At 66.6% G+C, this 25,989-nt stretch carries 24 protein-coding genes; 14 read left to right on the forward strand and 10 right to left on the reverse strand.

Annotated features, from left to right (window positions below; translation table 11 throughout):
- From AC1D1W_RS13475 to AC1D1W_RS13490, 4 genes are all read right to left on the reverse strand, one after another.
- Positions 1 to 1,008: ATP-binding protein (locus tag AC1D1W_RS13475; protein ID WP_476943942.1), on the reverse strand; the 1,008-nt coding region annotated here is incomplete at its 3' end.
- Positions 1,005 to 2,456 (reverse strand): DUF5691 domain-containing protein, encoded by a 1,452-nt coding sequence (locus AC1D1W_RS13480; protein WP_476943943.1) that lies wholly within the window; start codon positions 2,454 to 2,456, stop codon positions 1,005 to 1,007. The genes AC1D1W_RS13480 and AC1D1W_RS13475, both read right to left, overlap by 4 nt.
- Positions 2,453 to 3,751 carry an SWIM zinc finger family protein gene (locus AC1D1W_RS13485; protein ID WP_476943944.1) on the reverse strand — a complete coding sequence of 433 codons (1,299 nt, stop codon included), beginning with the start codon at positions 3,749 to 3,751 and terminating at the stop codon, positions 2,453 to 2,455. Before AC1D1W_RS13485 ends, AC1D1W_RS13480 begins: the two co-directional genes overlap by 4 nt.
- Positions 3,752 to 3,842: 91 nt before the next feature.
- On the reverse strand, positions 3,843 to 4,181 hold the full coding sequence (locus tag AC1D1W_RS13490; RefSeq protein ID WP_243177905.1) for a hypothetical protein: 339 nt from the start codon (positions 4,179 to 4,181) through the stop codon (positions 3,843 to 3,845).
- A gap of 123 nt (positions 4,182 to 4,304) precedes the next feature.
- Here AC1D1W_RS13490 and AC1D1W_RS13495 point away from each other — a divergent pair, with 123 nt between their 5' ends.
- Complete coding sequence (locus tag AC1D1W_RS13495; RefSeq protein ID WP_243177904.1) at positions 4,305 to 5,123, forward strand: pyruvate, water dikinase regulatory protein; 819 nt, start codon at positions 4,305 to 4,307, stop codon at positions 5,121 to 5,123.
- A 151-nt stretch (positions 5,124 to 5,274) separates the two neighbouring features.
- Positions 5,275 to 7,692: a phosphoenolpyruvate synthase gene (gene ppsA, locus AC1D1W_RS13500; RefSeq protein ID WP_476943945.1), complete on the forward strand. Its 2,418-nt coding sequence runs from the start codon at positions 5,275 to 5,277 to the stop codon at positions 7,690 to 7,692.
- A gap of 108 nt (positions 7,693 to 7,800) precedes the next feature.
- On the opposite strand, the gene AC1D1W_RS13505 is transcribed toward ppsA, so the two are convergent.
- Positions 7,801 to 8,262 carry a hypothetical protein gene (locus AC1D1W_RS13505; RefSeq protein WP_476943946.1) on the reverse strand — a complete coding sequence of 154 codons (462 nt, stop codon included), beginning with the start codon at positions 8,260 to 8,262 and terminating at the stop codon, positions 7,801 to 7,803.
- Entirely contained in the window at positions 8,259 to 10,766 is a 2,508-nt protein-coding gene (locus AC1D1W_RS13510; RefSeq protein WP_476943947.1) for a molybdopterin oxidoreductase family protein, read from the reverse strand. The genes AC1D1W_RS13505 and AC1D1W_RS13510 overlap by 4 nt, the downstream gene beginning before the upstream one ends.
- A 343-nt stretch (positions 10,767 to 11,109) precedes the next feature.
- Between AC1D1W_RS13510 and AC1D1W_RS13515 the strand changes: the two genes are divergently transcribed.
- Positions 11,110 to 11,880 carry a sigma-70 family RNA polymerase sigma factor gene (locus AC1D1W_RS13515; protein ID WP_243177900.1) on the forward strand — a complete coding sequence of 257 codons (771 nt, stop codon included), beginning with the start codon at positions 11,110 to 11,112 and terminating at the stop codon, positions 11,878 to 11,880.
- Here the strand turns inward: AC1D1W_RS13515 and AC1D1W_RS13520 are convergent.
- Positions 11,838 to 12,785, reverse strand: coding sequence for a glycosyltransferase family 9 protein (locus AC1D1W_RS13520; RefSeq protein ID WP_476943948.1), 948 nt, complete (start codon positions 12,783 to 12,785; stop codon positions 11,838 to 11,840). The genes AC1D1W_RS13515 and AC1D1W_RS13520 overlap by 43 nt on opposite strands.
- 97 nt (positions 12,786 to 12,882) lie before the next feature.
- Between AC1D1W_RS13520 and AC1D1W_RS13525 the strand changes: the two genes are divergently transcribed.
- The 7 genes from AC1D1W_RS13525 to AC1D1W_RS13555 all read left to right on the forward strand — a co-directional run bounded on the left by AC1D1W_RS13525 (position 12,883) and on the right by AC1D1W_RS13555 (position 19,715).
- Complete coding sequence (locus AC1D1W_RS13525) at positions 12,883 to 13,437, forward strand: D-glycero-alpha-D-manno-heptose-1,7-bisphosphate 7-phosphatase (protein ID WP_243177898.1); 555 nt, start codon at positions 12,883 to 12,885, stop codon at positions 13,435 to 13,437.
- A complete protein-coding gene (locus AC1D1W_RS13530) occupies positions 13,434 to 14,510 on the forward strand; it encodes a glycosyltransferase family 9 protein (RefSeq protein ID WP_476943954.1) in 1,077 nt (358 codons plus the stop codon). The genes AC1D1W_RS13525 and AC1D1W_RS13530 overlap by 4 nt, the downstream gene beginning before the upstream one ends.
- Entirely contained in the window at positions 14,507 to 15,523 is a 1,017-nt protein-coding gene (locus tag AC1D1W_RS13535) for a glycosyltransferase (RefSeq protein WP_476943949.1), read from the forward strand. The genes AC1D1W_RS13530 and AC1D1W_RS13535 overlap by 4 nt, the downstream gene beginning before the upstream one ends.
- Positions 15,520 to 16,800 (forward strand): glycosyltransferase, encoded by a 1,281-nt coding sequence (locus AC1D1W_RS13540; protein WP_243177896.1) that lies wholly within the window; start codon positions 15,520 to 15,522, stop codon positions 16,798 to 16,800. Before AC1D1W_RS13535 ends, AC1D1W_RS13540 begins: the two co-directional genes overlap by 4 nt.
- A 62-nt stretch (positions 16,801 to 16,862) precedes the next feature.
- Positions 16,863 to 17,516, forward strand: a complete 654-nt coding sequence (locus AC1D1W_RS13545; protein ID WP_439954083.1) for a D-sedoheptulose-7-phosphate isomerase — start codon at positions 16,863 to 16,865, stop codon at positions 17,514 to 17,516.
- Positions 17,513 to 18,916 carry a PfkB family carbohydrate kinase gene (locus tag AC1D1W_RS13550; protein WP_476943950.1) on the forward strand — a complete coding sequence of 468 codons (1,404 nt, stop codon included), beginning with the start codon at positions 17,513 to 17,515 and terminating at the stop codon, positions 18,914 to 18,916. The genes AC1D1W_RS13545 and AC1D1W_RS13550 overlap by 4 nt, the downstream gene beginning before the upstream one ends.
- Positions 18,917 to 19,001: 85 nt before the next feature.
- Positions 19,002 to 19,715: an SDR family oxidoreductase gene (locus AC1D1W_RS13555; protein WP_243177893.1), complete on the forward strand. Its 714-nt coding sequence runs from the start codon at positions 19,002 to 19,004 to the stop codon at positions 19,713 to 19,715.
- On the opposite strand, the gene AC1D1W_RS13560 is transcribed toward AC1D1W_RS13555, so the two are convergent.
- A complete protein-coding gene (locus AC1D1W_RS13560; RefSeq protein WP_476943951.1) occupies positions 19,681 to 20,838 on the reverse strand; it encodes a glycosyltransferase family 9 protein in 1,158 nt (385 codons plus the stop codon). The two genes, AC1D1W_RS13555 and AC1D1W_RS13560, sit on opposite strands and share 35 nt — an antisense overlap.
- A gap of 304 nt (positions 20,839 to 21,142) precedes the next feature.
- Between AC1D1W_RS13560 and rfaE2 the strand changes: the two genes are divergently transcribed.
- From rfaE2 to AC1D1W_RS13575, 3 genes are all read left to right on the forward strand, one after another.
- Positions 21,143 to 22,753 (forward strand): D-glycero-beta-D-manno-heptose 1-phosphate adenylyltransferase, encoded by a 1,611-nt coding sequence (gene rfaE2 / locus AC1D1W_RS13565; RefSeq protein WP_243177891.1) that lies wholly within the window; start codon positions 21,143 to 21,145, stop codon positions 22,751 to 22,753.
- Positions 22,750 to 23,274, forward strand: a complete 525-nt coding sequence (locus tag AC1D1W_RS13570) for a hypothetical protein (RefSeq protein ID WP_243177890.1) — start codon at positions 22,750 to 22,752, stop codon at positions 23,272 to 23,274. The genes rfaE2 and AC1D1W_RS13570 overlap by 4 nt, the downstream gene beginning before the upstream one ends.
- A 172-nt stretch (positions 23,275 to 23,446) precedes the next feature.
- Positions 23,447 to 23,620: a CsbD family protein gene (locus tag AC1D1W_RS13575; protein WP_043435456.1), complete on the forward strand. Its 174-nt coding sequence runs from the start codon at positions 23,447 to 23,449 to the stop codon at positions 23,618 to 23,620.
- A gap of 466 nt (positions 23,621 to 24,086) precedes the next feature.
- Here AC1D1W_RS13575 and AC1D1W_RS13580 read toward each other — a convergent pair whose 3' ends face one another.
- The gene (locus AC1D1W_RS13580) at positions 24,087 to 24,512 is read right to left on the reverse strand and encodes an Hsp20/alpha crystallin family protein (RefSeq protein ID WP_476943952.1); all 426 of its coding nucleotides are present in this window, start codon (positions 24,510 to 24,512) and stop codon (positions 24,087 to 24,089) included.
- Positions 24,513 to 24,644: 132 nt separating this feature from the next.
- Between AC1D1W_RS13580 and AC1D1W_RS13585 the strand changes: the two genes are divergently transcribed.
- Positions 24,645 to 24,944, forward strand: a complete 300-nt coding sequence (locus AC1D1W_RS13585; protein WP_243177888.1) for a MerR family transcriptional regulator — start codon at positions 24,645 to 24,647, stop codon at positions 24,942 to 24,944.
- A 125-nt stretch (positions 24,945 to 25,069) separates the two neighbouring features.
- Here the strand turns inward: AC1D1W_RS13585 and AC1D1W_RS13590 are convergent, their stop codons facing one another.
- Positions 25,070 to 25,759, reverse strand: coding sequence for an HAD family hydrolase (locus AC1D1W_RS13590; RefSeq protein WP_476943953.1), 690 nt, complete (start codon positions 25,757 to 25,759; stop codon positions 25,070 to 25,072).
- Positions 25,760 to 25,989 lie beyond the last annotated feature (230 nt).

Genomic DNA, 25,989 nt, shown 5'->3' on the forward strand with positions numbered 1-25,989 from the left:
GTCCTGGACGGGGTCTTTGACCACTGCGCCCACCAGGCTGGCCGCCACATCCGGGGCCCGGACGGTGCCGTCACCGAAGTGGGCGGCGAGGGAGAGCCCGTTCGTCATCACCGAGATGGCCTCTGCCGTCGACAGGGTCGCTGAGGGCGATTTGATTGTTGTGCGCTGGTCCTGCGTTACTCCGGCGCGCAGTTCCCGCATGACGGTGACCACCCGCCGGACTTCGGAGAGAGCTCCCAGATCAGCCGGAAGCTCCAGGGCAGTGCCCAGGCTGCGGACGCGGGTGGTGACGATCTCGATCTCCTGCTCGATGCTGTCCGGGAGCGGCAGCACCACGGTGTTGAAGCGGCGGCGCAATGCCGACGACAGATCGTTGACGCCCTTGTCCCGGTTGTTGGCCGTCGCGATGATGTTGAAGCCCTTGCGGGCCTGGACCTCTGCATTGAGTTCGGGGATCGGCAGGGTCTTCTCGCTGAGGATCGTGATCAGCGAGTCCTGCACGTCGGACGGGATCCTGGTCAGTTCCTCCACCCGTACCAGGCTCCCTGCCTCCATCGCGCGCATCACCGGTCCCGGGACCAGGGCCGCCCGGGACGGGCCGTCCGAGAGCAGCCGGGCATAGTTCCAGCCGTACCGCAGTGCCTCTTCCGGCGTGCCTGCGGTGCCCTGCACCACGAGGGTAGAGGCTCCCGAAATGGCCGCGGCCAGGTGCTCTCCCAGCCAGGTTTTCGCGGTGCCCGGCAGGCCAAGCAACAGCAGCGCGCGGTCTGTGGCAAGCGATGCGACGGCGATTTCGACCAGCCGCGCGGAACCCAGGTATTTTGGTGTGATCTGTACGCCGTTCGGCAGGGTGCCCCCGAGGATATAGGTGGTCACCGCCCACGGAGACAGCTGCCAACTGGGCGGCCGGTGCCGGTCGTCAACAGCCGTCAACGCGCTGAGCTCCTCAGCGTAGGCGTTTTCGGCATGGGCGCGGAGGACATCGGGGGCGGTCGGGGCGTCGTTCATTGAAAAGCCTCCGTCAGGGATTGTCGGAATGATTGGTATTGAACGGCATCACGAAGCACGCGGCGCCGGGCGGCGTCTGCGTCTGGATGCTCAAGCAGGCGCCGGGCTTGTTCGGCGGCCTCGGGCGGCAGCGCCGCAGGCAGGGTGTCGGCGAGCATGGTTGCCAGCTGGCCGCCGTTCTTGGCGTTGATCTGCTCAAGCACGGCTTCAGCCAGGGGGCGTCCCCATGGTCTTGGCATGTCGCGCAGCGGTTGAACGAGTGTCCAGGGGTTTGCCGTGCCGCCGCGCAGGTGCCGGACGAGCGTGTCCTCGCGCTCGGCGGCGGGCAGGCAATTCAGCAGCCGCAGGTCCGTGCGGACGTCGAGCAGCGCACGCACCCAGTCAAGGTCGGCCCGCAGCGCAGCGGTGGTGACGATCGTTTCGAGGGCGCGGGGTTCGCCCTTCAGCAGCGCCACGCTCGCCGCTGGCGTACGGCCGGCCGCCGTCGTCCAAACATCGAGGGGGGCACCCCTGATGATGGCGTCGAGCCGGCCCAGCCGGTCGGGTTCACCACTGCGTGGGGCCGGCGCGATCCCGTCGCGCAGTCCTGCCGCGTCCGGCTCAGGCGGGAGGTCGATCTCGAATTGCTTGCGCAACAATCCTTTGAAGCGAAGCAGCGGCCGCAGCCTGGCAGCCATGCGGACCGCGCGGGCGCTCTCAGGGAGCCGGTCCAGTAGGGCGGCGGCTACCTCCCGCACGCTCTTTGCGGTGTCGTCAAGGGCCCGCTCCAGCAACTCCTCGTCATCTGCCCGCAGGTTCGCGGCCAGGGTGGCCAGATGGGCGGCGCGCTCCCGGGCACCGAGCGTATCCCAATGCGTGACCAGCAGCTCGCGGGCGGCGGCCGGATTACTACGGCGACGCCGTTCCAGTTCCGTCGTGGCGTCAGCACTGTTCAACTCTGCCCAGTCGGTCGTCATCGCCGGACGCGGATCGGCGCCCCCGGCCGTTAGGTCCTGAAGCCAGCGGCCCCGGGTTCCGATCGCAGGATGTAAATGCTCCGCCACGCTGGATTTTGCCTCTGCCAACATCAGCAGGCTGGGCAGCAGCCGGTGCGGAACACGCCGTCCGGAAGCCTCGGCAAGCAGCAGCCAATCGACCACCAGCAGGCTTCGGAGTTCCAGCCCGACGGGCGGCTGGGTGAGCAGCAGGTCCAGCAGGCGGCAGGCCTCGCCCGGGGCCTCGGGCGCATCGTCCGGTGGGGCCGGACGAGGGACATCTGGAGCGTCCATAGAAGTGGAAGGCCGGGCAGCGCGGGTGACTGCATCGGCCATGGCTGCTTGGTCCAGCAGTGACTCCTCGCCGGAGACGCCATCCGGCGGGCGGACACCCAATTCCACAGGCGGAAACGGGGCCGGGTGGCGCGCGGTGCCAACGAGTGCCGCCGTTTGAAGCTCGGCCAGCCAAGTCATGGGGTTACCACCGCTCCACCGACGACTGCGGACAGAGGCCGGAAGCGGCCCTCCTCCAGTTCGCCGAACAGGTCCACAGGGTGGCCGCCGGTCAGGGCCAACAGGGAATCCAGGGGCGCGTCGACCAGGGGGAGTGCGTTGCCGGATCCGTCCCGGAGCCAGCCGTAATTGCCAGGGCAGATGCGCACCCCGCTCAACAGGACCGGGTGACGCTCACACCACGGGGAGAGTGCCACCGCCGCCGATTCAATTTCCAACGCTTGCGCAATGTTCCCACCCTCGCCGAGGCTGGCCGCCAGTCCTTGCGGGGCTACGGGCCCGGTGAACATTGCCCGCCGGGGCCCGGAGCCGGGATACCGCGCGACGGTGACATCCAGCATCGCACCCGCGAGCTGAGGCGTCGCCAGAGCGTCACTGTGGGCAGCAAAATCGAGTACCACGATGATCGTTCCGTCGGGGGCGCGAAGCCAGGTCCGCTGTTGCTGGAGCCGGCCGTCGTCGCTGCGGTGAGTGCCAAGCACCAACCACGGACCGTGCAGCGCTTCGGTGCCCTCAACTTCGGCGGTGGGCACCGCCCAGCCGACGGCCACCCGGAGATCGGCGAGCTCGTCGGGAGTCAGGGTGTCCCGTTTGCGCCACGCCTTGGTCAGCGCCCACCAGCGCCCGGCCCGCAGAAGCAGGTGAACGCCCCAGTCGGTCCGTGCGTGCACATCTGATCCCATCGCCCGCACCTGGGCGGCTAAACCCGGAAGCTGGGCATCGACAAGGCGCCCCGCCACGCCGTCCCACCATGAATACGGCTGGGTGCGGGCCGACGCCAGGCCGGTCCGCACCAGGTCCGTCAGCCACCGGGCAAAGTCGTCAATCCCCGCATCCATCAATGCCAGCCGGTCGGCCAGTCGCTTGGCCTGTGCCGCCGGATCCACAACCGGCTCGGACTGGCGCCGCTCGCGCACGGCGGTCCGCTCTGCCCGCTGGGAGGCCCACTCCTGCGCGAAGGCGGCTGTCTCCGCGGCGGCGTCGGCCGCCTCGGCCCGCGTCCACATAAGCAGCAGCGCCAGGGCATGCTTGCAAGGGAACTTCCGGCTCGGGCAGGAGCATCGATAGGCAGGAGCGGCGACATCAATGCTCACTTGGTAGGGAGTCTTTCCGCTGCCTTGGCATTTGCCCCAGACCAGGACGTCGTTGCTCCCCGTGTCGGACCAGGGGCCGGGATATGCCAGCTTGCGGGCGGCCGTCAGCGACGATGGGTCGGGCGCGGCGCTGATCACCCGCTCCTCGCTCCAACGCCCCATGAAGCACATTGTGCCCGATGTCACAGATACCGCAAGGGAGGCAGAACGGTGTGGCGGCGGCGCACCACGCCGGTAAACGGTCAGTGACGCCCTACACGGTGTCCGGCCGCTGATCTCCCTTGTGGCTCCGCAGATTCTCCTGCACCTTGCCGAACAAATCCTTGATGGTCGTCTCCGTATTGGTGAGCATGTCCGGCTGGACGTAGACCTGTTGGGCGGGAGGCAGGCTGTAGTGGGAGGCCAGGCCACCCGCACTGTCCACCCCCGCCAGCGCGATGGTCACACCACCCTCTTTGCGCGCAATGGCGCCAATCCGGCCGAAGACCACTGTAAATTCGTCCGGCTGGAAGCTCACGGTCAGTCCGACATGTGTCCGGTTAAGGTCACTTGCCGTGACGGCCTTCTCGTTCCCGGTCCCTGCATAGTTCATGTCGATCTCCCGGATAGCTGGTGGCGTTGTAAGCGAGCAGTCTACGTCCGGGACCGGAGACGGGGTAGGGACCCGCCGGCTGCCCGATACCGGACCGGTCCCGGCGTGGGGGAGAATGCGTTCATGACCAAAGACGATCTCCGGCCTGTCTACTTCCTTTCGGACAGCACCGGCATCACCGCGGAAACGCTCGGCAACACCTTGCTGACGCAGTTCCCCGCGAACCACTTTGACCGCATAACGGTCCCCTTCATCACCACGGTCGAACAGGCCAGGACGGTGGTCGGGACGATCGACAAACTGGCCGCCGCGGGCCTGCAGCCGATCGTCTTTTCCACCGCGGTAAGCAGCGATATCCGCCAGGTCCTGGGTACGTGCCAGGGAATCATCGTGGATCTCATCGGGGCACATGTCGGACAGCTGGAGCAGGCCCTCGGTTCGCCGGCCAGCGGCGAACCCGGCAGGGCCCATGGCCTGGGCAATGCGGAGCGGTATCAATCCCGGATGGCCGCCGTCGAATACGCCATGGAACACGACGACGGCCAAAGCCTGCGGGCGCTCGAAAAGGCCCAAGTCATCCTGGTGGCGCCGTCCCGCTGCGGAAAAACGCCCACCACCATGTACCTGGCCCTACAGCACGGCATTTTCGCCGCCAACTTCCCGCTGGTGGACGAAGACTTTGAACGCGAAGGGCTCCCCAAGCCGCTGAGGCCTTTCGTTGAGAAGTGTTTCGGGCTCTCCTCCAACCCCCTGCGCCTGAGCCAGATCCGCACCGAACGGCGCCGGGGTTCACCCTACGCGTCGCTGCGGCAGTGCGGCTTCGAGCTGCGCAGCGCCGAGCAGCTGTACGTCTCCCATAGGATTCCGTACCTGAATTCGGCCACGGTGTCCGTCGAGGAAATGGCGGCAACCATCCTGCAGCGGATGAACCTCAAGCATTAGGGAAAAGTTTCACAAACTTAGTGTGGCGCACGTCATGTGGAAAGTGCGCTGGAGACCTGTCACTGTGGACAGGACTTGCGCCCATCAACCGGCCATCGCCGCAAGCGGGGCGGCGCACTTGCATGCCATCATCTGCAAAGGAGCAGTAACTATGACGACAGACATCCTGTGGTTCTCAGAACTCGGACTCAAGGACCTGGACCGGGTGGGCGGAAAGAACGCCTCCCTCGGTGAGATGGTGCAGAACCTGACCTCCGCCGGCGTCCAGGTTCCCGACGGCTTCGCCACCACCGCGGATGCCTACCGCAACTTCCTGGCGGATTCGGGCCTTGACCAGAAGATCGCCGACCGGCTGGTCGGCCTGGACACCGATGACGTCACCGCCCTGGCAGCCGCCGGGCAGGAGATCCGGGCCCTCATGCGCGAGACGCCCTTCCTGCCTGACTTCGAAGCGCAGATCCGGAACTCCTACCAGCAGCTGGTGGACAAGCACGGCGGGTCTGAGGACCTGTCCTGGGCCGTCCGTTCCAGCGCCACGGCCGAAGACCTCCCCGATGCCTCCTTCGCCGGGCAGCAGGAAACCTTCCTGAACGTCCGCGGCATCGAGAACATCCTGCTCGCCATCAAGGACGTGTTCGCGTCCCTCTACAACGATCGGGCGATCGCCTACCGGGTGCACCACAAGTTCGAGCACGCCGAGGTGGCGCTCTCGGCCGGCATCCAGCGCATGGTGCGCTCCGACGTCGGCGCCTCCGGCGTCATGTTCACCATGGACACGGAGTCCGGGTTCCAGGACGCCGTGTTCGTCACGTCCTCCTACGGCCTCGGCGAGGCCGTCGTCCAGGGCGCCGTCAACCCCGACGAGTTCTACGTGTACAAGCCCGCGCTGCAGGCCGGCCGGCCCGCCATCCTCAAGCGAGGACTGGGCGAGAAGGCCCTGCAGATGACCTACACGAGCAGCCGCGAAATCGGCCGCACCATCGACTTCGTGCCGGTTGAGGCGTCCCTGCGGAACCGCTTCAGCCTCACTGACGACGACGTCGAGCAGCTCGCCCGGCACGCCGTCGCCATCGAGAACCACTACGGCCGCCCCATGGACATCGAATGGGGCAAGGACGGGATCGACGGCGGCCTGTACATCCTGCAGGCGCGCCCGGAGACCGTGCAGTCCCGCCGGGCCTCCGGCAGCCTGAGCCGGTTCCGGCTCAACGGGACCGGCCGGGTGCTGGTCGAGGGCCGCGCCATTGGCCAGCGCATCGGCGCCGGCAGCGTCCGCATCCTCACCGCGATCGACCAGATGGCCGCCTTCAAAACCGGTGATGTCCTCGTCGCCGACATGACCGACCCGGACTGGGAACCGATCATGAAGCGTGCCTCCGCCATCGTGACCAACCGCGGCGGGCGCACATGCCACGCGGCCATCATTGCCCGCGAACTGGGGATTCCCGCCGTCGTCGGGACCGGGGACGCCACCGACGCGCTCTCCGACGGACTCGACGTGACCGTATCCTGCGCCGACGGTGAAACCGGCGTGATCTACGAAGGACTCCTGGACTTCAGCGTCGAGGAAACCGAGATCACCCAGCTGCCCGAGGCCCCCGTCAAGGTCATGATGAACGTCGGCACCCCGGAGCAGGCTTTCACGTTCGCGCAACTGCCCAACCACGGAGTGGGCCTGGCCCGGCTCGAATTCATCATCAACCGCCAGATCGGCATCCACCCCAAGGCACTGCTGAACCTCGACGAGCAGCCGGCGGACGTCGCCGCGGAAATCCGTGAGCGCATCGCCGCGTACGAGAGCCCGCGCGACTACTACATCAAGCGCCTGGCCGAGGGCGTGTCCACCATCGCGGCGGCCTTCGCGCCGGAACCCGTGATTGTGCGCATGTCCGACTTCAAGTCCAACGAGTACGCCAACCTGATCGGCGGACCCGCCTACGAGCCGCACGAAGAGAACCCGATGATCGGCTTCCGCGGCGCCTCACGCTACCTCGAGCCGTCCTTCCGGGACTGCTTCGACCTCGAGTGTGAGGCCCTGTCCTTTGTCCGCAACGAAATGGGCCTGACCAACGTCAAGCTGATGATCCCGTTCGTGCGGACCCTGGATGAGGCCCGCGGCGTTATTGAACTGCTGGGGGAGAACGGCCTCACCCGCGGCGAGAACGGCCTCGAGGTGATCATGATGTGCGAGATCCCATCCAACGCGCTGCTCGCCGACGAGTTCCTGGACTACTTCGACGGGTTCTCCATCGGCTCCAACGATATGACCCAGCTGGCCCTGGGCCTGGACCGGGACTCCGCGATTGTCTCGGGCGGCTTCGATGAACGCGATCCGGCCGTCAAGAAGCTCCTGAGCATGGCCATCGCGGCCTGCAAGGCGCGCGGCAAATATGTCGGCATCTGCGGCCAGGGTCCGAGCGACCACGCGGACTTCGCCGAGTGGCTGGTCGCGGAAGGCATCGATTCGGTCTCCTTGAACCCCGACACCGTGGTGGACACCTGGCTGCGCCTTGCCGGCTCCACAGCCGGCCCGGCCGTCGAGGCAGGCGTCGGCGCCGGGGCGAACTGACGGCCGCGGCGCCCAAGTAAAGACAGGCCGGACACCCGCCGGGCAGCACGGACTGAGAATTCCAGACTGTGCTGCCCGGGCGGCCGTTCAGGCGTTGGATGCCAAGTTTTAGCGCGCTACAACGAGCGCCTGCGGGGCTGCCTGCTTCATCCGGGTCTGCAACCAGCGCAGCTGGACGGCTGTTTCGCCGTCGCAGCGGGACACGACGTCAAGGAGTTCCCGGTCGCGGAGCGCCGAGCCGGCCTGTTTGACCATGGCCCAGGTGACATCGACGAGGCTCGCCAGGAGATAGAGGTCCTGGAGGTCGCGCAGCAGGCCCACCGGACCCTGCCGCGTTGCGGACAGCCCTTCGGCATGGATCCGTTCGGGCTCGTTATCTGAGCGGTCCTCGCCGTAGCGCTGAACGACGGGGAGCAGCAGCCGGCTGTGCTCCTCACACTGCGTTGCCAGCGTATGGCACAGGAAGTGCACGTCGGGCTCGGCGGCGTGGCCGGCTGCCACTTGGCGGAAAGACTCCGCGAGGGCCTGTTCGGCCTTACGGAGCATTCCCAGATAGATTTTCAGGTTCATGGCGTTCCTCCCTGCGGGCCGCGCCGGACCGCATCGGGAAAGCGGGGCGGAGAGCCGCCGACCCGTTCTGTGGCTTCGGCGTCTTTGCCTCCAGCGGTCGGCCGTATGGATCGTGGCCCAGCGGCAGCAGCCGGGCGCGATGCCGTCGTGGTGGGTGCCGGGGCGGGGCCGGTGGCGTCACTGATCTTCTCGACACTCACGGCGGCATTCTTGAAGACGGGCTGTTTGGACACGGGATCCCACTCCGTGATCGTGAGTTCATTGGCAGCCGTCGGGTGTTCTGCGGGGGCACCGTCCTGGTCCCAATAGCCATAGTGAAACGGTGCGAAGACGGTGCCGTTTCGGATGTCGCTGACGCGGGCAGGGACCTCGATCCGGCCCCGCCGCGACGTCACCTTGACGAGGTCGCCTTCCCGGATTCCCAGCCGGCCGGCGTCGTCCGGGCTGATTTCCACCCACGCGGTTGGGGCCGCGCTTGTCAGTACCCGGGATCTTCCGGTTTTGGTCCTCGTGTGGAAGTGGTAGGCGGTCCGGCCGGTCGTATACCGGAACGGGTAGCGGCCGTCGGGCTCCTCATGCGGGGGACGGTAGTCCGCCGCTTTCAGGATGGCGCGCCCGCCCGGCGCCTGGGCTCGGAATGCTTCCGGACCGGCGGTGGCGCCGGTGAGGAGATCGTGGCCGTAGCTTTCGCAGTAGTCAGGGTCGGTGGGGAAGATGCCATCCTCGTAGAGCCGTTCCCTGCCCTCCGGATTCGCGGTGTTGCACGGCCACGGGATGCCGCTGCCGCCGCGGAGCCTGTCATAGGTGATGCCGGTATAGTCGCAGGGCCGGCCGCGGGAACATTCCTTCCACGCCTCGAAGGCCTCCTCAGGGCCCGCCCACGGCAACAGGGGTTCCCCGCGTAACGTGGTGAAGCCCATGCGGCGGGCGTAATCGAGGAAAATGTCCAGGTCGCTGCGTGCCTCCCCGGGCGGCTCCACGGCCTTGTCCGAGAGGTGGACGGTCCGGTTGGCGTTCGTGAAGGTACCGGTCTTTTCGCCCCACCCGGCGGCGGGAAGCACGACGTCGGCGAGCTGCGCCGTCTCTGTGAGGTACAGATCCTGGACCACGAGGAACAGCCCGGGCTTGGCCAGGATGTTCCGGATCCTAGGGAGTTCGGGCATGGACACGGCTGGGTTGGTTGCCGAAATCCAGAGGAATTCGATCGAGCCCTGTTCGGCGTAGCGGAAGATCTGCATGGCGTGGGTCGGGGGAGCCCAGTGCGGGATGGTCAGCGGATCCACGTCCCACAGCGCCGCGAGTTCCGCGATGTGGTTCGGGTTTTCCCAGTTCCGGAAGCCGGGGAGATCGCCGTCTGCCCCGCATTCGCGGTTGTTCTGGGCCGTTGGCTGGCCGTTCATCTGCAGAATCCCGCACCCTGGCCGGCCCAGCAGCCCCCGCAGCAGGTGGAGGTTGTTGACCTGGCACGACGCCGCGGTGGCCTGGGCGGACTGGTAGAAACCCTGAAGGACAGTGGAGAGCACCCGCGATGAGGTGCCAAAGATCCTCGCAGCTTCCCTGATGCCGGCGGCGTCCACATCGCAGACCGCTGCGGCCGCTTCAGCCGTCCATGGCTCGACCGCGGCTCTGAGTTCGTCCAGGCCGAGAGTATGCGCCCGCACGTACTCCCGGTCGGCCCAGCCGTTGGCCAGGACTTCACGGACCAGTGCGTTCATCAGGGCGAGATTGGTACCGGGCCGGACAGCCAGATGAACGTCCGCGTACTTGGCAACCTCGGTGTCGCGGGGGTCGACGCAGACGAGCCTGGGCCGGTCCGGTCCCGCAATGCGGTCAAGCACACGCGACCACAGCACGGTCTGCGTTTCGGCCATGTTGTGCCCGTAAAGAAAGATCGCGTCGCAGCTGTCGATGTCCGCATAGGTTCCGGGCTGGCCATCCGCCCCGAAAGACTCCTTCAACGCTGAAGCCGCCGTCGCCGTGCAAAGGCGGGTATTGCCGTCCATGTGGGGAGTGCCAATCCCGCCCTTGCCGAGGACGGCAAGGGCGTAGTATTCCTCGAGGAACAGCTGGCCGCTGGTGTAGAAACCATGGCTGAGGGGTCCTCGTTCCTCCAGCAGCTGCCGGCTCCGCTGGGTGATCCGGTCCATCGCGGTATCCCAGTCGCATTCGATGAGCCGGCCGTTCTCGCGGATCAAAGGCCGTGTGAGCCGGTCTTTCCCGGACATCCCCTGCCAGCTTGCAAAGAGGCCCTTGGGCCCAAGCCGGCCATGGTTGACCAGATCCCCTGCGCGGCCGCGGATCCCGACCATGGCGCCGTCCTTTACGGCGATGTCGCACGCGCAGCCGTTGCTGCACAGCACGCAGGCTGATTGAACCCACCGGTCCACGTCGCCCTCGGTGACGGTCGCATCCAGAGCCTGGTCCACCCGCACCGGCCACAGGCCGTCCTTCGGATAGGGGGTTCGTGTGCCCCAAATCTCGGCAATCCGGTCAACCACTCTCATCCTCCTGTTCAGCTGCCCCGCACGTTAGGAGCGGTACCCCTGCAGTTGCCGGACCCGGCACAGCCAGCCGCCCCGGCTGGTGGCGAGACCACGCGGCCATTGAAGTGCGGGTCCCCATGTAGAAACATCGACCCGAGCACCAGATTTATCAGCATGCTTGGCAGCAGTCCAGTGTTTTCCGAAGAGCCCGTCCTGGCATCCCACTGCTGTGTTTCGCGCCTCGGGGGTTCCGAGAAAGGACTCGAGAAGGAAGGGGCATTGAATTATAAGTAGACTTATGTTTTCCTGCTTCTAAGTCCTGCCACGGGCTAGACCAGAATCCATGTTCAAAGGGACCACTGACATGGCTGACTCCAGGAAAATTCCGGCCCCGCACGGGCAGATCCGCCAGGCTTTCGAGAACCGGCTTGTCCTTGATTACTTGGATCTCGCTGAGTCCCTGGCGGCACGCTTCGCCGGCCGGGGCCACGAGCGGGAAGACCTGATCCAGGTGGCCTATCTGGGACTCGTCAAGGCGGCTAGGGCGTTCGACGAATCCAGAGGCACCACCTTCCCGGGTTTTGCCGCCCCCACCATCACCGGGGAATTGAAACGCTATCTGCGCGACCGTTGCTGGGTCGTCCGCCCCCCGCGGCGCATACAGCTCCTCCGTGCCGAACTCCTGCGCACTGAGCCGGCCCTGGCGCAGACCCTCGGCCGCACCCCCACTCCTGCGGAGCTGGCGCGGGAACTTGGTGTAACGGTTGAGTCCGTCCTGGAGGCAGCGGCAGCTGTTTCCAGCATGCGCCCCGATTCGCTCGATAGTTCCGACGGCCGCGGTGACGCACCGCCGGCCGCGGAAGAGCCGGCGGTGCAGGAGCCGGGATTTGAGCGGCTTGAGGAGGTGATGTGCCTGACCCGGGTCATCGCCGAGCTCTCCGCCCCGGAGAGGGCGCTGTTGTACCGGCGCTATTTTTGCGGGGAGAGCCAAACGGAGTTGGGCAGGAGATTCGGAGTGTCGCAGATGCAAATCTCGCGCCGGCTCTCACGGGTGCTCGTGCAACTGCAGCGGCGGCTCACGGAAACGGAATCTCAGAGCAACCCCAGCCCACGGACCGCTTCGAGCACATCGTGAACAGAGACACCCAAGAGCGCAGGATCCGGGTCCCCGGCAAAGGGGTCGCCGCGGCGTAGTTCGGCCTTGGTCAAGGTGATGTGCGGCCCCGGCGGGGGGCCCCATTCCGCCGGCGTGGCTGGCCCGAAGAGCACAACGGAGGGCCGCCCGTAGGCCGACGCGAGGTGGGCCGCGCCCGTGTCAGCCGAGATGACCAGGCGGGCGCCGGCAATCAGAGCCGCGAATTCCCCTAGCGGTTGGCGGCCGGCAAGGACGGCATTGGCCCGGAACCCTGCCCCGCTGGCAACTTCCGAGGCGCGGCCCCGCTCCGCGGCGCTGCCTGTGAAGAGCACGCTGTGCCCGGCGTCCCGCAGGAGTCCAGCAACCTCGGCGAACCGTCCGGCAGGCCACAACCGGCTGCCGTAGGCAGCGCCCACATGGACCACTGTGGCCCCCGGCTGCGGCGTCGGGACGGCCGGGGCGGCCAGGCGCAGATCCTCGGCGTCGGCGTCGATTCCATGCCATTGCAGTAGCCGCGTCCAGCGTTCGCGCTGGTGGATGCCCTCCACCCAAGCCGGCCCGGAACCAGCACCGGCGCCCGCTTCGTGGGCGATCACCCGGGTGGCCATGAGCGCTTCAATCCGGGATTGGCTCTCGGGGCCGCGGCCGTGGAGGTTTACCGCAACGTCCACGCTCCCGGGTTTCAGTGCCAGTGGTTCATTTAGCCCTTGCGCCTTCAACAGTTCAAAACCCCCGACCAGCTCTACCGCCTCACCGAGCCAGCTCGGTGACGCGTACAGCCGGCGGTGGTTGGGGTACGCGCGGCTCAGGGCGTGCAGGGCCGGGACGGCAACCAGCAGATCGCCGAGCTGCAGCGCCCGTAGGACCGGCAGTACCGGCCTTCCATCTTCTCGAAATCCGTCCATCGTGGCCGCCCTTCCGAGTTCGCCTGATTTCGGATTTTAGTCCGGAGATGGACCCGCCGGGCGTTTAGCTGGACTGATATCGGGGAACAAGGCACTTATGGGACCTTTTGCCCGACCACCGCTGAGGGCCGTACTGTTCGATCGGGACGGCACCCTGATCCGTGACGTGCCATACAATGGCGATCCCAAGTTGGTGGAACCGATGCCTCACGCCAGGGACGTGCTGCAAACCCTTCGGTCCATGGGAATTGCCGTAGGCGTCGTGAGCAACCAATCGGGGATAGGCCGCGGGATCCTGACCACGGAGCAGGTTGCAGCGGTCAATCTTCGGGTTGAGCAGCTCCTGGGACGATTCGATGTCTGGGAACTGTGTCCGCACCGGCCCGAGGACGGCTGCTACTGCCGGAAGCCGGCACCCTTCATGATTTGCGGGGCGTGCCGCCGGTTGGGAATCACTACCGCCGAGGCCGCGTACATTGGCGACATTGGAGCTGACGTTGAGGCGGCCCGCGCGGCGGGTGCCCGCGGCGTCATGGTCCCCACGCCCCTGACACGACCGGCGGAAGTTGACGCTGCTCCAGAGGTCGCTGTGGATCTTCGTTCCGCGTTGTGCCTTTTGATGAAGGCACCATCCGGACGGGCCGCCTCGTGAGCCGCGTCCTGGTGGCTCGGCTGGACGGGGTCGGCGATGTCCTGCTGGCGGGGCCAGCGATCCGCGCAGTCGCGCACGGACGGCATCCGGATGGCGGGGCGCCGAACGATGTCATCCTGTTATGTGGCCCCCAAGGACAACCAGCTGCGTCCCTCCTGCCTGGCGTGTCCGAGGTCTACAGCTGGAGTTGCCCGTGGATCGTGAAGCCTGCTCCACGAGTAGCTGGGCCCCATCTGGAAGCCCTGACATCGTTCGTGAGGGACTCCAGGGTCACCGAGGCCGTCATTTTGACTTCCTTCCATCAGTCTCCATTGCCGCTGGCCTTGTTGCTGCGGCTTGCCGGAGTCGGACGGATCACGGGAGCTTCAGTGGATTATGCCGGCACTCTGATGGACGTTCGGCTCAGGCCCGGTGAGGATTTTCCCGAAGACCAGCCTGAAGCCGAACGTGCGCTCGGCATCGCCCAGGCAGCCGGCTTTACCTTGCCCCGCGGAGATTCCGGGAAGCTCCGGGTGCAGGATTATCCCGATGTCCGGGATCTGGTGGGGGAGGAGCCCTATGTCGTGGTCCACCCCGGGGCGTCCGCCTCCGCACGGGCGTGGCCCCCGTTGCATCACGCCGCGGCCGTAGAACTGCTCGAAGGGGCAGGACACCGGGTGGTGGTGACAGGAGGGCCCGGAGAAACGGGCCTCACGGCAACAGTCGCCGGCCCATCCGCCTTGGACCTGGGCGGCCGCACGGACCTGAGGGCCCTAGCCGGTGTGCTTGCCGGAGCCGAAGCCCTGGTTACCGGAAACACAGGGCCCGCTCACCTCGCCGCCGCTCTGGGTACACCGGTGGCATGCCTGTTCTCGCCCGTGGTGCCCGCGATCCGATGGGCCCCCTACGGCGCGCCCCTGGAGATCCTCGGCGACCAGAACGCACCTTGCAAACTCAGCCGTGCCACTGAGTGCCCGGTCCCGGGCCATCCTTGCCTGTCGACTGTGGCTCCCGAACAGCTCGTGGATGCAGTGGAACGACTGATCGGCGGCGTGTCCTCGCTATCCACCCGCCGAAAGGTGCGTCACCCATGAGAATCCTGCTCTGGCACGTACATGGGTCCTGGACGGACGCGTTCGTCCGCGGCGCCCATGAGTACCTCCTGCCGGTCCTGCCCGAACGGGGGCCATGGGGTATGGGCCGGGCAGGCCGGCCCTGGCCGACCTCTGTCCGCGAAGTCCGGCTCGACGACCTTGATGCCGACAGTGTGGATGCTGTGGTGCTGCAACGGCCGGAGGAACTGGGCGAGGTGACCCGCGTCTTGGGCCGACGGCCCGGGAAAGACCTGCCGGCAGCCTATGTAGAGCACAACACACCCAAGGGGAACGTGCCGAATTCGGTGCATCCGCTGGCAGACCAGCAGTTCATCCCCATAGTCCACGTCACGCATTTCAATGAACTGTTCTGGGATAACGGCGCCGCGCCCACGCTCGTGATTGAGCACGGCATCCCTGATCCCGGGCATACCTACACCGGGGAGATTCCGGAGCTGGCAGCCGTCATCAACGAGCCCGTCCGGCGGTGGCGGGTGACCGGCTCGGACCTCCTGGACCGCTTTACTGCGGCGGCGCCGTTGCGGATATTTGGCATGGGCGCCAACGGGTTGCGGGCCGCCGTCGCGTTGCCGCCCCAAAGGCTCACGATCTGCGGAGATCTGCCCACGCCCGAGCTGCACCGGGAAATGTCCCGTTGCCGCGTCTACCTCCACCCCTTCCGCTGGACCTCTCTTGGCCTGGCACTTCTCGAGGCCATGCACCTCGGCATGCCCGCAGTAGCGCTGGCGACGACAGAGGCGATACGCGCACTGCCGCCGGAAGCGGGAGCGATCTCAACCGACGTCGACGAACTCGTGCGCACCGCGAGGGTGCTCATCGAGGACCCGCAGGAAGCAAGACGGCGTGGTGACATTGCCCGCGAGGTGGCCCTGGACCGGTATGGCCTCCAGGCCTTCCTCGCTGCCTGGGATGTCCTGCTGGGGGATGTGACCGACCCGCGCTTCCGCACCGGCCGGCTCCTTAGTCCAACTCAAGAAGGGAAGAACCAGTGAAAGTTTCAATGGTTTCCGAGCACGCCAGCCCCCTGGCCGCCCTCGGCGGAGTTGATGCAGGTGGGCAGAACGTCCACGTGGCGGCCCTGTCGGCCGCCCTGGCGAGGCGCGGCCACAACGTCACGGTGTACACCAGGCGGGACTCAGCGGACCTGCCGGGCAGGGTCCGGATCTCCCCGCGGCTGGAAGTGGTCCACGTCCAGGCCGGCCCATCAATTCCGGTACCCAAGGACGAACTCCTTCCCTTCATGGGGGAACTGGCGAACGGATTGGCACGCGATTGGGAGCGGCGCCCACCTGATCTGGTGCACGGGCACTTCTGGATGTCCGGCGTGGCAGCACTTGACGCGGCGCGGCGCAAGCCGGGCGGCAGCGCCCACCTCCCGGTGCTCCAGACCTTCCACGCCCTCGGCACAGTCAAACGCCGCCATCAGGGCCGAGCGGACACCAGCCCCGTTGAGAGGCAATGGCTGGAGCCGTCTGTCGGCCAAGGTGCGGACCGGATCATCGCCACGTGCTCCGACGAAGCCTTCGAGCTCAAAGCGATGGGGATTCCTCCGGAGAAGATCTCGATAGCCCCATGCGGGGTCGATCTGGATCTCTTTACCGGTTCCGGACCCGCCGACAAACGCAACAGGACCCACCGAATCCTGTCTGTCGGACGTCTTGTGCCCCGAAAGGGCGTCGACGTGGTCATCCGGGCACTGCCGCTGCTGATGGACGCCGGATTTGCCGACGTCGAACTCCTGATCGTTGGCGGCGGAGGCGATGCCACAGCGACTGAGTCAGACGCCGAAGCCCGCCGCCTGCTGGCCATCGCTGCGGAACTCGGTGTCCGGGAGCACGTCATCTTCCGTGGACAAGTGCCCCGGGAGGCCATGCCGGAGATCTTCCGCAGCGCAGACGCCGTCGCGTGTACGCCGTGGTACGAACCGTTCGGCATCGTGCCCCTCGAAGCCATGGCTTGCGGCGTCCCGGTGGTCGCCTCGGCCGTGGGCGGCCTCAGGGACACCGTAGTGGACGGCGGCACTGGCCTGCACGTTCCGCCTTTGGACCCCGGGGCCACCGCTGCTGCGCTCGCCCGGCTGCTGTCCGATAAGGGGCTGCGGGAGGAGCTGGGCCGCGCAGGCCAGCAGCGCGCACGGGCCCGCTACAGCTGGGACCGGGTGGCGGCCGAGACTGAGAAGGCCTATCTGCAGACCCTCACCGGAAACGCTACGGCCCGGCGGCTGGGCGCCGCCGGCCAAGTGCACGCCGCGGAAGGAGCAGTGCTGTGACTATCGAGCCGCCGCTTACGCAGGCACAAATCACATCCCGATCGGTCCCGTGGGCCGGCCTGGTGTCGTCAGCGGTTCATGGTGGCGAAAGCGCGGACACCAAGACTCGTCCTGACTCGGTCGCAGCAGTCCAGGCGCACCTGGGATGTGTGTTGCCGTCCCTGGAATCGTTACTGAGCCAGTCCCCGACACTGGCTGCCTGGGGCGAGGAACTTGCCCGGCGGCTGCTGGGCGGAAACCGCCTGCTTGCCGCCGGGAACGGCGGTTCCGCGGCGGAGGCCCAGCATCTCACGGCCGAGCTGGTGGGACGTTTCGACGCCGAAAGGGCGCCGTTCTCCGCCATTTCGCTGCACGCCGAGACCTCCGCGGTGACAGCCATCGCCAATGATTACGGCTTCGAGGAGCTGTACGCCCGGCAAGTGCGGGCGCACGGCCGCCCCCGGGACATCCTGATGCTGCTGTCTACAAGCGGAAAAAGCCCCAACCTCCTCCGCGCGGCCGAGGCTGCCGCCCGGGTGGGCGTCACGACGTGGGCTATGACCGGCCGGGGGCCGAACCCCCTGTCGCTCAGTTGCGATGAAGCGATTGCCATCGACGGGCCCGCAGCCAACGTCCAGGAGTGCCATCTGATCGCCTTGCACGCAATGTGTCGGGCGTTCGACGCCGAGATCCATCGACTGGACCGGCACGACCAGCAGCAACGGGGCAGGCGATGACGATCGCGGTGGTGGGTGACGTGCTGCTCGACGTTGACCTTGACGGTTCGGCGACCCGGCTCTGCCCGGACGGGCCGGTGCCCGTCGTGGACGTCGCGGCCGTCAGAGCGAGAGCCGGGGGTGCCGGGCTCGTGGCCCGGATGCTGAGCAATGACGGCCACCAGGTGTGCCTCGTGACCGCACTCGGCCGGGACGAACCAGGCCATCGGCTTCTGGAACAGCTGAGCGGCATCACCGTGGTCGCCGGCCCGTCAGGAGCGCCGACCCCGGTCAAGACCCGCCTTCGGGCAGGAGGGCACCCGGTGGCCCGGTTTGACGAAGGTTGCCAGTGCCGGCCCCTGCCGGAAGTGACGCCAGACATGCTCCAGGCACTGGAGGGAGCCGGGGCGGTGGTCGTGGCGGACTACGGCCGCGGCCTGACGTCGAACCGTGCCCTGCGCACTGCACTCGAACGCCTCGCCCGGGACATCCCCGTCATCTGGGATCCGCACCCGGCCGGAGCCGATCCTGTTCCAGGGGTCGCCGTCGTGACACCAAACCACTCCGAGGCCTCCAACATCGCGGCCGCCMTGAGGGCCAGGGAGTCGGCGGCTCCGTTCCCGGAGGCAGGGACGGACTCGATGGCGGGGACCGGTGAACTCGCGGGCAAGCTGTTGCGGCATTGGCGCAGCAGGGCCGTCCTCGTCACACAGGGCGGACAGGGAGCGACCCTCGTACGGGAGTCGTCACCCGCGCCTGTTCAGCTCCCGGCGCCGCGGACCGCTGTGGCTGATTCTTGCGGTGCGGGCGACAAGCTCGCGGCCAGWCTGGCGGTCCAACTTATGGCCGGAGGGGGGCTCGAAGATTCCTGCCGTCGAGCGGTCCGCGAGGCCTCTTCATTCCTGGCTACAGGCGGCGTTGCCGCCCTGCCGTCGGCGCCTCCGCCACTTCCCTTCCCGGTACAGGAAACTGACCCGCTGGACTGGGTCCGCAGGGTGCGGCAAAACGGTGGAACCGTGGTTGCGACCGGCGGGTGCTTCGACATCCTGCACGCCGGACACGCCCGCACCCTCGCAGCAGCCAGAGCCCTGGGCGACTGCCTCGTCGTCTGCCTGAACTCAGATGCCTCGGCCCGCCGCATCAAGGGGGCAAGCCGTCCCATCATGGGCGAACACGACAGGTCCGAGCTGCTGCTTTCCCTCGAAAGCGTGGACGCCGTAGTGGTGTTTGACGAGGACACCCCGGAACGGTGCCTTGAACGGCTGCGCCCGGACATCTGGGTGAAGGGCGGTGACTACGACGCAGAACAACTGCCCGAGTCCGCCTTGGTGGAGAGCTGGGGAGGCCGGTGCCTTACCGTTCCCTACCACCCTGCCCGCTCCACGACCCTGCTCGCCGCGGCGCTCGCCCGCGTGGGCTGACCCAGCGGCAAATGGTCAGACCATCTGAATCCAATTCCCGTGAATCCAAACCGGCCAGGTATTGGCCGCTAATGAAAGGAACACCATGAAAAGGTTTAGCCCACCTGCCCCATCCACGCCCGGCAGGGTCGTGGTGAGCGGAGGGGGATCAGGACTTGGTGCCGCCGTCGTCAACGCCGTGCTCGACGCCGGCGGGACGCCGTTCGTCCTCGACCGCGATGTCCGGAACGTGTCCGCGGCGAAGGCCCTCGAAGTCGATGTTGCTGACCGGGCAGCGGTGACGGCCGCCATTGCGCAGGCCGCGGAGGCCCTGGGAGGATTGGACGCGGTGGTGACAGCGGCAGGAATTGACCGGTGCGGAAAGCTCGAGGACGTCCCGGCAGACGACTGGGAACAGGTCATCTTCGTCAATCTCCTCGGTACAGTCTCGGTGGTGCGGGCGGCCCTGCCGTACCTGAAATCCTCCCGCGGCCGGGTTGTCACGGTGGCCTCGACGTTGGGGTTGCGGGCGCTGCCGGAGGCTTCGGCATACTGCGCGTCCAAGTTCGGCGTCATCGGATTCAGCCAGGCGCTTGCCGCGGAGACGGGTGCAGAGATCGGCGTGACCACGCTGATCCCGGGCGGGATGAATACCCGGTTCTTCGACGACCGGGCCGAGAAGTACAAGCCCCAGGACGGTTCGCGCCTGAACGATCCGGCCAGGGTGGCGCAGGCCGTGATGTTTGCACTTTCCCAGCCTCCGGGTTGTGAAGTCCGCGAGTTGCTCATCTGCCATGCGCAAGAGGAGTCCTGGCCATGAACCACCGCACGTCCGCGCAAACATCCGCCGGACTGATTCCCGCCAGGAGGGAGGTATCGTGCTCGCAGCGCGGCGCCGTCCATCCCACCTGGGTGAGGTCGGCGCCGCATTGTGGGCACCGCGTCACCCATGACAGATGGATGCGGTGCAGGCTTCGGCCCAGCGGCCCTGCGTTGATCAGGTTGCCAACCCAGTACAAGCCCACCGTCGGCGTCCCCAGGGCCTGGGCCAGATGACGGGGGCCGCTGTCATTGCCCAGCAACACAGCACAGCTGTCCAACAACGCCGCCAAGGCGCCCAGGCTGAGTGTGCCGGCCAGTGAGATGACCCGGTCTGAGCCGGCCGCCGTCACGACCCCGTCAGCGAGTTGCCGTTCGTCCGCGGTGCCCACTACCACCACACGGCAGCCATCGGCGGCGCAGGCCGCCGCCACCTCGCCGAACCTCTCCGCCGGCCAGCGCCGGCGGGGATCCATGGCGCCGGGATGGACAGCCACAACAGGGGTTGCCGGGCTGTCGCGGAGGCGATCAAGGAATTCCTTGACCTTGGACAGGTGCTGGTCCTGTGGCCGCAGCCTGGCTTCCAGATCAACCGGGGGAGCGCCGGCCAGTCCCGCCACCTCCAGCCCCCGAAGCGGCTCGTGCTGGTAATAGGCGTAGGGGACGCTACGCTCCAGTGGCGCAGCGTCGGCCGTCCGCGTTCCCACGGTGTGGCGGGCCCCCAAGCGCAGGAGGAACGGATTGGAGTAGCGGCCGCCGCCATGGAGCTGAACTGCGAGATCGAACTCCTCGTCCCGCATGGAGGCCAGGAAGGCGTCGATCGCTGCGGGGTCTTGCCTGCCGGGCCTCAAGCCTTCAACTATGGGCAGCACCCGGACGTCTCTGACCGGCCCCAGGGTGCCGCCCAGCAGTTCAGTGTGGACGGGGGTCCCCAGCATCGTGACACTTGCCCCGGGGTACGCCGCGACGAGCGCCGACACTGCCGGCAGGGCAAACAGCAGATCACCCAGCCCGCCGCCCCGCAGGACCGCGATCCGCGAGACCTTCGGAAATTTTTTCAGCACCGGCCCGACGCCCCAGCCCGCTATGTCAGCTCCGCCGAATTCCGCCCTGAGGTCCGCCACCACCCGTCCTGTCCTGTCCGTCCGGTGCACATGTGTGGGGCCACCATAAGTCCCGGACGCAACCTTTGGCTACATTTCGCCCCGCAAGCAATCGTCCGGTTTCCGCGGACCGGCACTGGATGTTCGGGAACGTGAAACTGTCCGTGGCTGCAGGGTGTAGATGCCCCGGCACGAGGGTATGGGTCTACGTAAGAGTGATCTCCCGCCCGGACCGTGACCGGGCAGTTTGCATTCAAACCACAGTGCCGCCGGAAAGGAACAACATGCCAGCGATCGTGCAGATCAGACTTTGCGGGGTGAAGCCGTGACCCGCCCGCGCCCGCAGGATGGCGACGAGCGCCGGGGCGGCCTCTCGGACCAGCGCGGCCTGACCGGCTGGCTGCCCCGACGGCTGGCGGCGGCTGAGCCTTCCATCACCGTCATCGGCGATGTGATGCTCGACGGCTGGTGGTCGGGATCCATTGACCGGCTCTGTCGTGAGGCGCCGGCCCCGGTCGTGGAAGTCGGCCAGCGGAAATTCTCTCCGGGCGGCGCCGCCAACACCGCCATGAACCTGACCGCCCTCGGGGCCAAGGTACGACTGGCAGGGCTAACGGGGCGCGATGATGCCTCGGCCGAGCTGCTCCGCCAATTAGGGGACAGTGGCGTGGACGCCACCTACGTGGACCAGGTGGCCGGTCTGACCACAACCACCAAAATCCGGATCAGCAGCGGCGGCCAAATTCTGCTCCGGCTCGACGAAGTCGCAGGTGAGACCCCGGCGGAGGCCTTGAGCCGACTGGCACAATGTATCCCTCAATTGCTGCAAGACCAGGACGCAGTGGTCCTGTGTGACTACGGAGCCGGGGCGCTCAGCGGAGCGGTACGGAGCGCCCTGTTTGACGTGCTGCCGGGACGCTCGGATCTTCTGCTGGTCGTGGACGCGCATCAGCCACGCGCCTGGGCCGGACTGAAACCGGACCTGGCCACCCCGAACGCCCTGGAAGCTGCCGCCATGCTCGGCGTTAAGCTCACCGCCGGACCCGAGCGGGCGGCCGCCGTCGTCGATCACCGCAACGAGCTGCTGGAGGCGGCCGGCGCGGAGGCGGTAGTTGTGACGCTGGATCGCGAAGGGACGGTTCTGTTGCCCAAATCCGGGGAAGTCCACCGGACCTGGGCACGTCCCGTCCAGGAGGCGCAAGCATCCGGCGCAGGCGACACTTTCGTTGCCGCGCTGACAGTTGCCCGGGCGGCGTCACTGCCGCTGACCACCAGCGTTGATCTTGCCCAGGCCGCCGCCGACGTTGCGGTGCACCGTCCGGGAACTTCGGTGTGCAGTACTGAGGATCTCAGCCGTCACCTTGAGGGGTTCACCGGTGCCGCCCTCGACGCCGACGAGCTCGCCCGGCAAGTGCGCCGGCACCGTGAGGAGGGACGCCGCGTGGTTCTCACCAACGGGTGCTTCGACGTCCTGCACCGCGGCCACACCCGTTACCTCAATCAAGCCAAACAGTTGGGCGATGTCCTGGTGGTGGCTCTGAACAGCGACGAATCCGTCAGCCGGTTGAAAGGGCCCGGACGACCCATTAACACCATCACAGACCGTGCCGCTGTGATTGCCGCCCTTAGCTGCGTGGACTATGTCACAGTTTTCGACACTCCCACGCCCATTCCCCTGCTCAAGAGGATCCGTCCGGAGATCTACGCAAAGGGCGGCGACTACAGCCCCGAAATGCTGGCAGAAACCTCCGTCGTGGAGCGCTATGGCGGCCGGGTGGCGATCCTGGACTACGTTCCTGAACAGTCCACCACTGCGGTGGTGGACCGGATCCGCAGCTTCGACGGCACACCCCGCAGCAAATCCCCCGACCATGCCGGGGACACAGCCGGTCCGCAGACGACCATCAGTCCGATCACAGAGGGGAAATTGCGATGAAGAAGAGCGCCGATTCCGAAGATACAGCTGCCAGCCATTCCTTGTCCGCATACTTGCACAGCCATCTGACCGCCGCCAGCGCGGGGGAGCGTCTCTTCGAGCAGGCCGCCAAGTCCTGGCGGGACACGTCCCATGCCGGCGAAGTCGGCAGGCTCGCAGCCGAGGTGAGTGAAGACAAACGGGCGCTGGAAGAAATCTGCGAACAACTTCATTCGAGCATGCCTGCCTACAAGAAGCCCGTTGCCTGGGCCGGGGCGCAGGTTGCCGCCCTCGATCCGCTCAACCCGCTGCATTCCATCGAGGGAGCCAAAGGGCAACTCGAGCTTGAGTCGCTGATCTCAGCCGTCACCGGAAAACTGCTGCTCTGGAAGACACTCCGGGTGCTGTCACGTGAAGACAAGCGCATCGACCCGGACCGCATGGAACAGCTAAGCAACCGCGCGGCGGCCCAAATTCGGGCCCTGGAGACATTGCTGCTGGACACTTGCCGGACCAGACTCGCGCCTGCCGCGAAGCCGTGAGCATTCCGGAACCGTGAGCATTCCGGAACCGTGAGCATCCAAAGCGCCGGCAGCACCTGGGCTGTGATCCGCCCACGCGATGCCCAGCATCTCGCGCTGCAAACCCTGGGTGCTTAAACTTTTAGTATCGTCGCTGGCGACCGGCCCGCGGCGGAACCATCGGAGGACCATCATGGGAGCGGGAGACAAGATCCAGAACGCCGCCGAGAATCTCGGTGGCAAGAGCAAAGAAGCGGCCGGCAAAGCTACCAACGACCCGGCGCTGGAAGCCGAAGGCAAAGGGGACCAAGTCAAAGCTGACCTGAAGCAGGCCGGCGAAAAGGTCAAGGACGCCTTCAAGAAGTAATGATTCCGGGAACGACGCGAGCACACCGGCGGGCGCACTTGTGACCTGCTTCCGCAAGTTGGAGTGGGTTCGAGGCCTGCGCCCGCCGGGAGGTGTGCCGGATCAGGCCAGGTTGGGCGCGCTGGCCAGAATGTAATCCGTAGCGGCCGGTCCTGGTTTATCAGGCACCAACTCGTGTAGAGGCCGTAGAGCTCCTCCTTCCCCAATCCGGTGTCGGACTCGCGGCCAGTGGCGAGAGCTTCGCTAAGGAACCGGTCAAAGTGGGTGGTGGTCATGTCAGTTCCTTTCCTGCTGTTGCTCGTGGCCGGCCCCTCGGCTTCAGCTTGGCTGACTTCGTTGTTCCGGATCCGGCCTGGGATGTGGTGAGAATTCTGCCCGGTGGGCGACGCCCCCGCCTGGGCTGGGCGCCGTCGCTCAATTCCCTGCTTGGCTGACTGCTTTCCTGACGGCGTCAGTGTGGAGGCAGTCAGGCGCTGATCTCGCGGGCCTGGTCACTGCTGGTCTCGATCTGGATCCGGCGGGGTTTTGCCTTTGCGGCGATGGGGATCCGTAGCAACAGCACGCCCGCGTCGTAGCTGGCCTTCACCGCCTCGGTGTCCAGTGCATCGCCGAGGACGATCTGGCGGCTGAAAACGCCGCGGGGACGCTCGGACGCAATTAGTTCCGTGGTGTTGTCTGTCAGATTCTTCCGTTCGGCGCGGACCGTCAGGACGTTGCGTTCGACGTCGATCTCCACCGAGTCGACGTCCACCCCGGGCAGATCGAATGCGACGACAAATTCCTCTCCGGCTTGCCAAGCGTCCATGAGCATCGCGGCGGGCCTGGCCGCCGTGCCGAGGACCTGCTGGGTGAGCCGGTCGAGCTCGCGAAACGGGTCGGTGCGCATCAGCATGGCTATGTCACTCCCTACAGATCGTGTATGACGTTGCCCAGCCAGATTATCTATTCTGGCTGCGATAGATTTTTTATAACACCGGTGCCACACTGGTGCAAGAGGTTAATTCACAGGTCTTAGGAGGATCCTATGGGGCCGGACACCGGCGGGGCCGCGGGCGTCTATGCCATCTCTGTGGCGGCCGAACTCGTGGGGATGGGACAGCAGAATTTGCGTCTCTACGAACGCAAGGGGCTGTTGCAGCCGGGCCGGACCGACGGCGGTACCCGCCTGTACAGCGAACAGGATTTGGTAGCGCTTCGCAGGATCAGCGCGCTCCTTCAGGACGGGCTCAACCTTGCCGGGATCCGGGTCGTCCTCGAGCTGGAGGCGGCCAACCGGCACTTGGAACGCGAACTCGCCGCAGCCAAACGACGAAGTAATCCCTGAGCCGGGCCGCCACGTCACAACTCAGCGGACCACGCTGTGTTCAATTCGCCGCTGGCTGACTTGGGCCCTGGGTGGGCAGTCCGCGCCGGGAGGCTCCGGGCGCCTTGAGGCCAGGCGTGCCGTAATCAGGCGCTCAGCTTTCCAATCGCGCTGCTTTCAAGGTTTTCCAACAGGTGCCGCGGATTGTCGTAGACCTCTGCGGCACCGGCCTCCCGCAGCTCGGCTTCGCTGATTCCGCCACAGGTCAGGGCAATGGCGGGAACTCCGATTGCCGCCGCCGCCAGCACGTCCCAGACGGCGTCGCCAACAAATACGACGTCCGCCGGGCTGAGCCCAAGCTTGTCCAGGCACGCCAGCAGAATGTCGGGAGCGGGCTTGCTCTCGGCGGCGTCGTTGGAACTGGTCCACGCATCGATGGACGTGCCGGCGTCCAGGAGGCGCCGGGCGATGTCCAGGTCGCGCTCCTGCGCTGATGACGCCAAACCCACGGCCAGCCCGGCGCCGGAGCATGCGGCCAGGAGGTCCCGGGCAGAGTCGAAGGGGCGCAGGGAAGGCCAAAACGTGGCGAACACGGCGCCGTGCGAGGACTTGAGGTCTGCCTGCATGTCCTTGGTGCACCCGGGGACCAAGTGTTCGATGAGCTTGTCGCCGCCCATGCCGACGCAGCGGTGGATAGCCGAGATCTGGACGTCCAGCCCCTCCCGCCGGAACGCCTGCCACCAGGCAAGGGCGTGGAAATAGCTGGAGTCAATCAAGGTCCCGTCGACGTCGAAAAGGACGCCGCGTTTCTTGTCGGATTTTGAACCTGGCACCATTGCTACTCCACCTTTAGTTGACGGCGGCCGTAGGTGCCTGACCAGGCAACGGCTCGGCCCATATCGGATCTTTCCTGACCGGGGTCCGAAGGACCTCTCAAAGACTCATAGTAAGACTACTTAATAGAGGAGTTGAGCGCCCGGCCGGGCCCCCGCTCGCTAGGCTATGTCCATGGACGGGAGCGAGATATGACGCAGCGAACCTACCCTCAGGGCGTACCGTGTTGGAT

The organism is Arthrobacter sp. P1_B4, from assembly GCF_056406555.1.

Coding starts and splice junctions, on each gene's coding strand:
- AC1D1W_RS13490 (WP_243177905.1), bottom strand. CDS start 4,181: ATGAACTATGCAGGGACCGGGAACGAGAAGGCCGTCACGGCAAGTGAC.
- AC1D1W_RS13570 (WP_243177890.1), top strand. CDS start 22,750: ATGAAGAAGAGCGCCGATTCCGAAGATACAGCTGCCAGCCATTCCTTG.
- AC1D1W_RS13575 (WP_043435456.1), top strand. CDS start 23,447: ATGGGAGCGGGAGACAAGATCCAGAACGCCGCCGAGAATCTCGGTGGC.
- AC1D1W_RS13515 (WP_243177900.1), top strand. CDS start 11,110: ATGGCTGACTCCAGGAAAATTCCGGCCCCGCACGGGCAGATCCGCCAG.
- AC1D1W_RS13510 (WP_476943947.1), bottom strand. CDS start 10,766: ATGAGAGTGGTTGACCGGATTGCCGAGATTTGGGGCACACGAACCCCC.
- ppsA (WP_476943945.1), top strand. CDS start 5,275: ATGACGACAGACATCCTGTGGTTCTCAGAACTCGGACTCAAGGACCTG.
- AC1D1W_RS13590 (WP_476943953.1), bottom strand. CDS start 25,759: ATGGTGCCAGGTTCAAAATCCGACAAGAAACGCGGCGTCCTTTTCGAC.
- AC1D1W_RS13495 (WP_243177904.1), top strand. CDS start 4,305: ATGACCAAAGACGATCTCCGGCCTGTCTACTTCCTTTCGGACAGCACC.
- AC1D1W_RS13480 (WP_476943943.1), bottom strand. CDS start 2,456: ATGACTTGGCTGGCCGAGCTTCAAACGGCGGCACTCGTTGGCACCGCG.
- AC1D1W_RS13535 (WP_476943949.1), top strand. CDS start 14,507: ATGAGAATCCTGCTCTGGCACGTACATGGGTCCTGGACGGACGCGTTC.
- AC1D1W_RS13585 (WP_243177888.1), top strand. CDS start 24,645: ATGGGGCCGGACACCGGCGGGGCCGCGGGCGTCTATGCCATCTCTGTG.
- AC1D1W_RS13555 (WP_243177893.1), top strand. CDS start 19,002: ATGAAAAGGTTTAGCCCACCTGCCCCATCCACGCCCGGCAGGGTCGTG.
- AC1D1W_RS13525 (WP_243177898.1), top strand. CDS start 12,883: ATGGGACCTTTTGCCCGACCACCGCTGAGGGCCGTACTGTTCGATCGG.
- AC1D1W_RS13505 (WP_476943946.1), bottom strand. CDS start 8,262: ATGAACCTGAAAATCTATCTGGGAATGCTCCGTAAGGCCGAACAGGCC.
- AC1D1W_RS13580 (WP_476943952.1), bottom strand. CDS start 24,512: ATGCTGATGCGCACCGACCCGTTTCGCGAGCTCGACCGGCTCACCCAG.
- AC1D1W_RS13485 (WP_476943944.1), bottom strand. CDS start 3,751: ATGGGGCGTTGGAGCGAGGAGCGGGTGATCAGCGCCGCGCCCGACCCA.
- AC1D1W_RS13520 (WP_476943948.1), bottom strand. CDS start 12,785: ATGGACGGATTTCGAGAAGATGGAAGGCCGGTACTGCCGGTCCTACGG.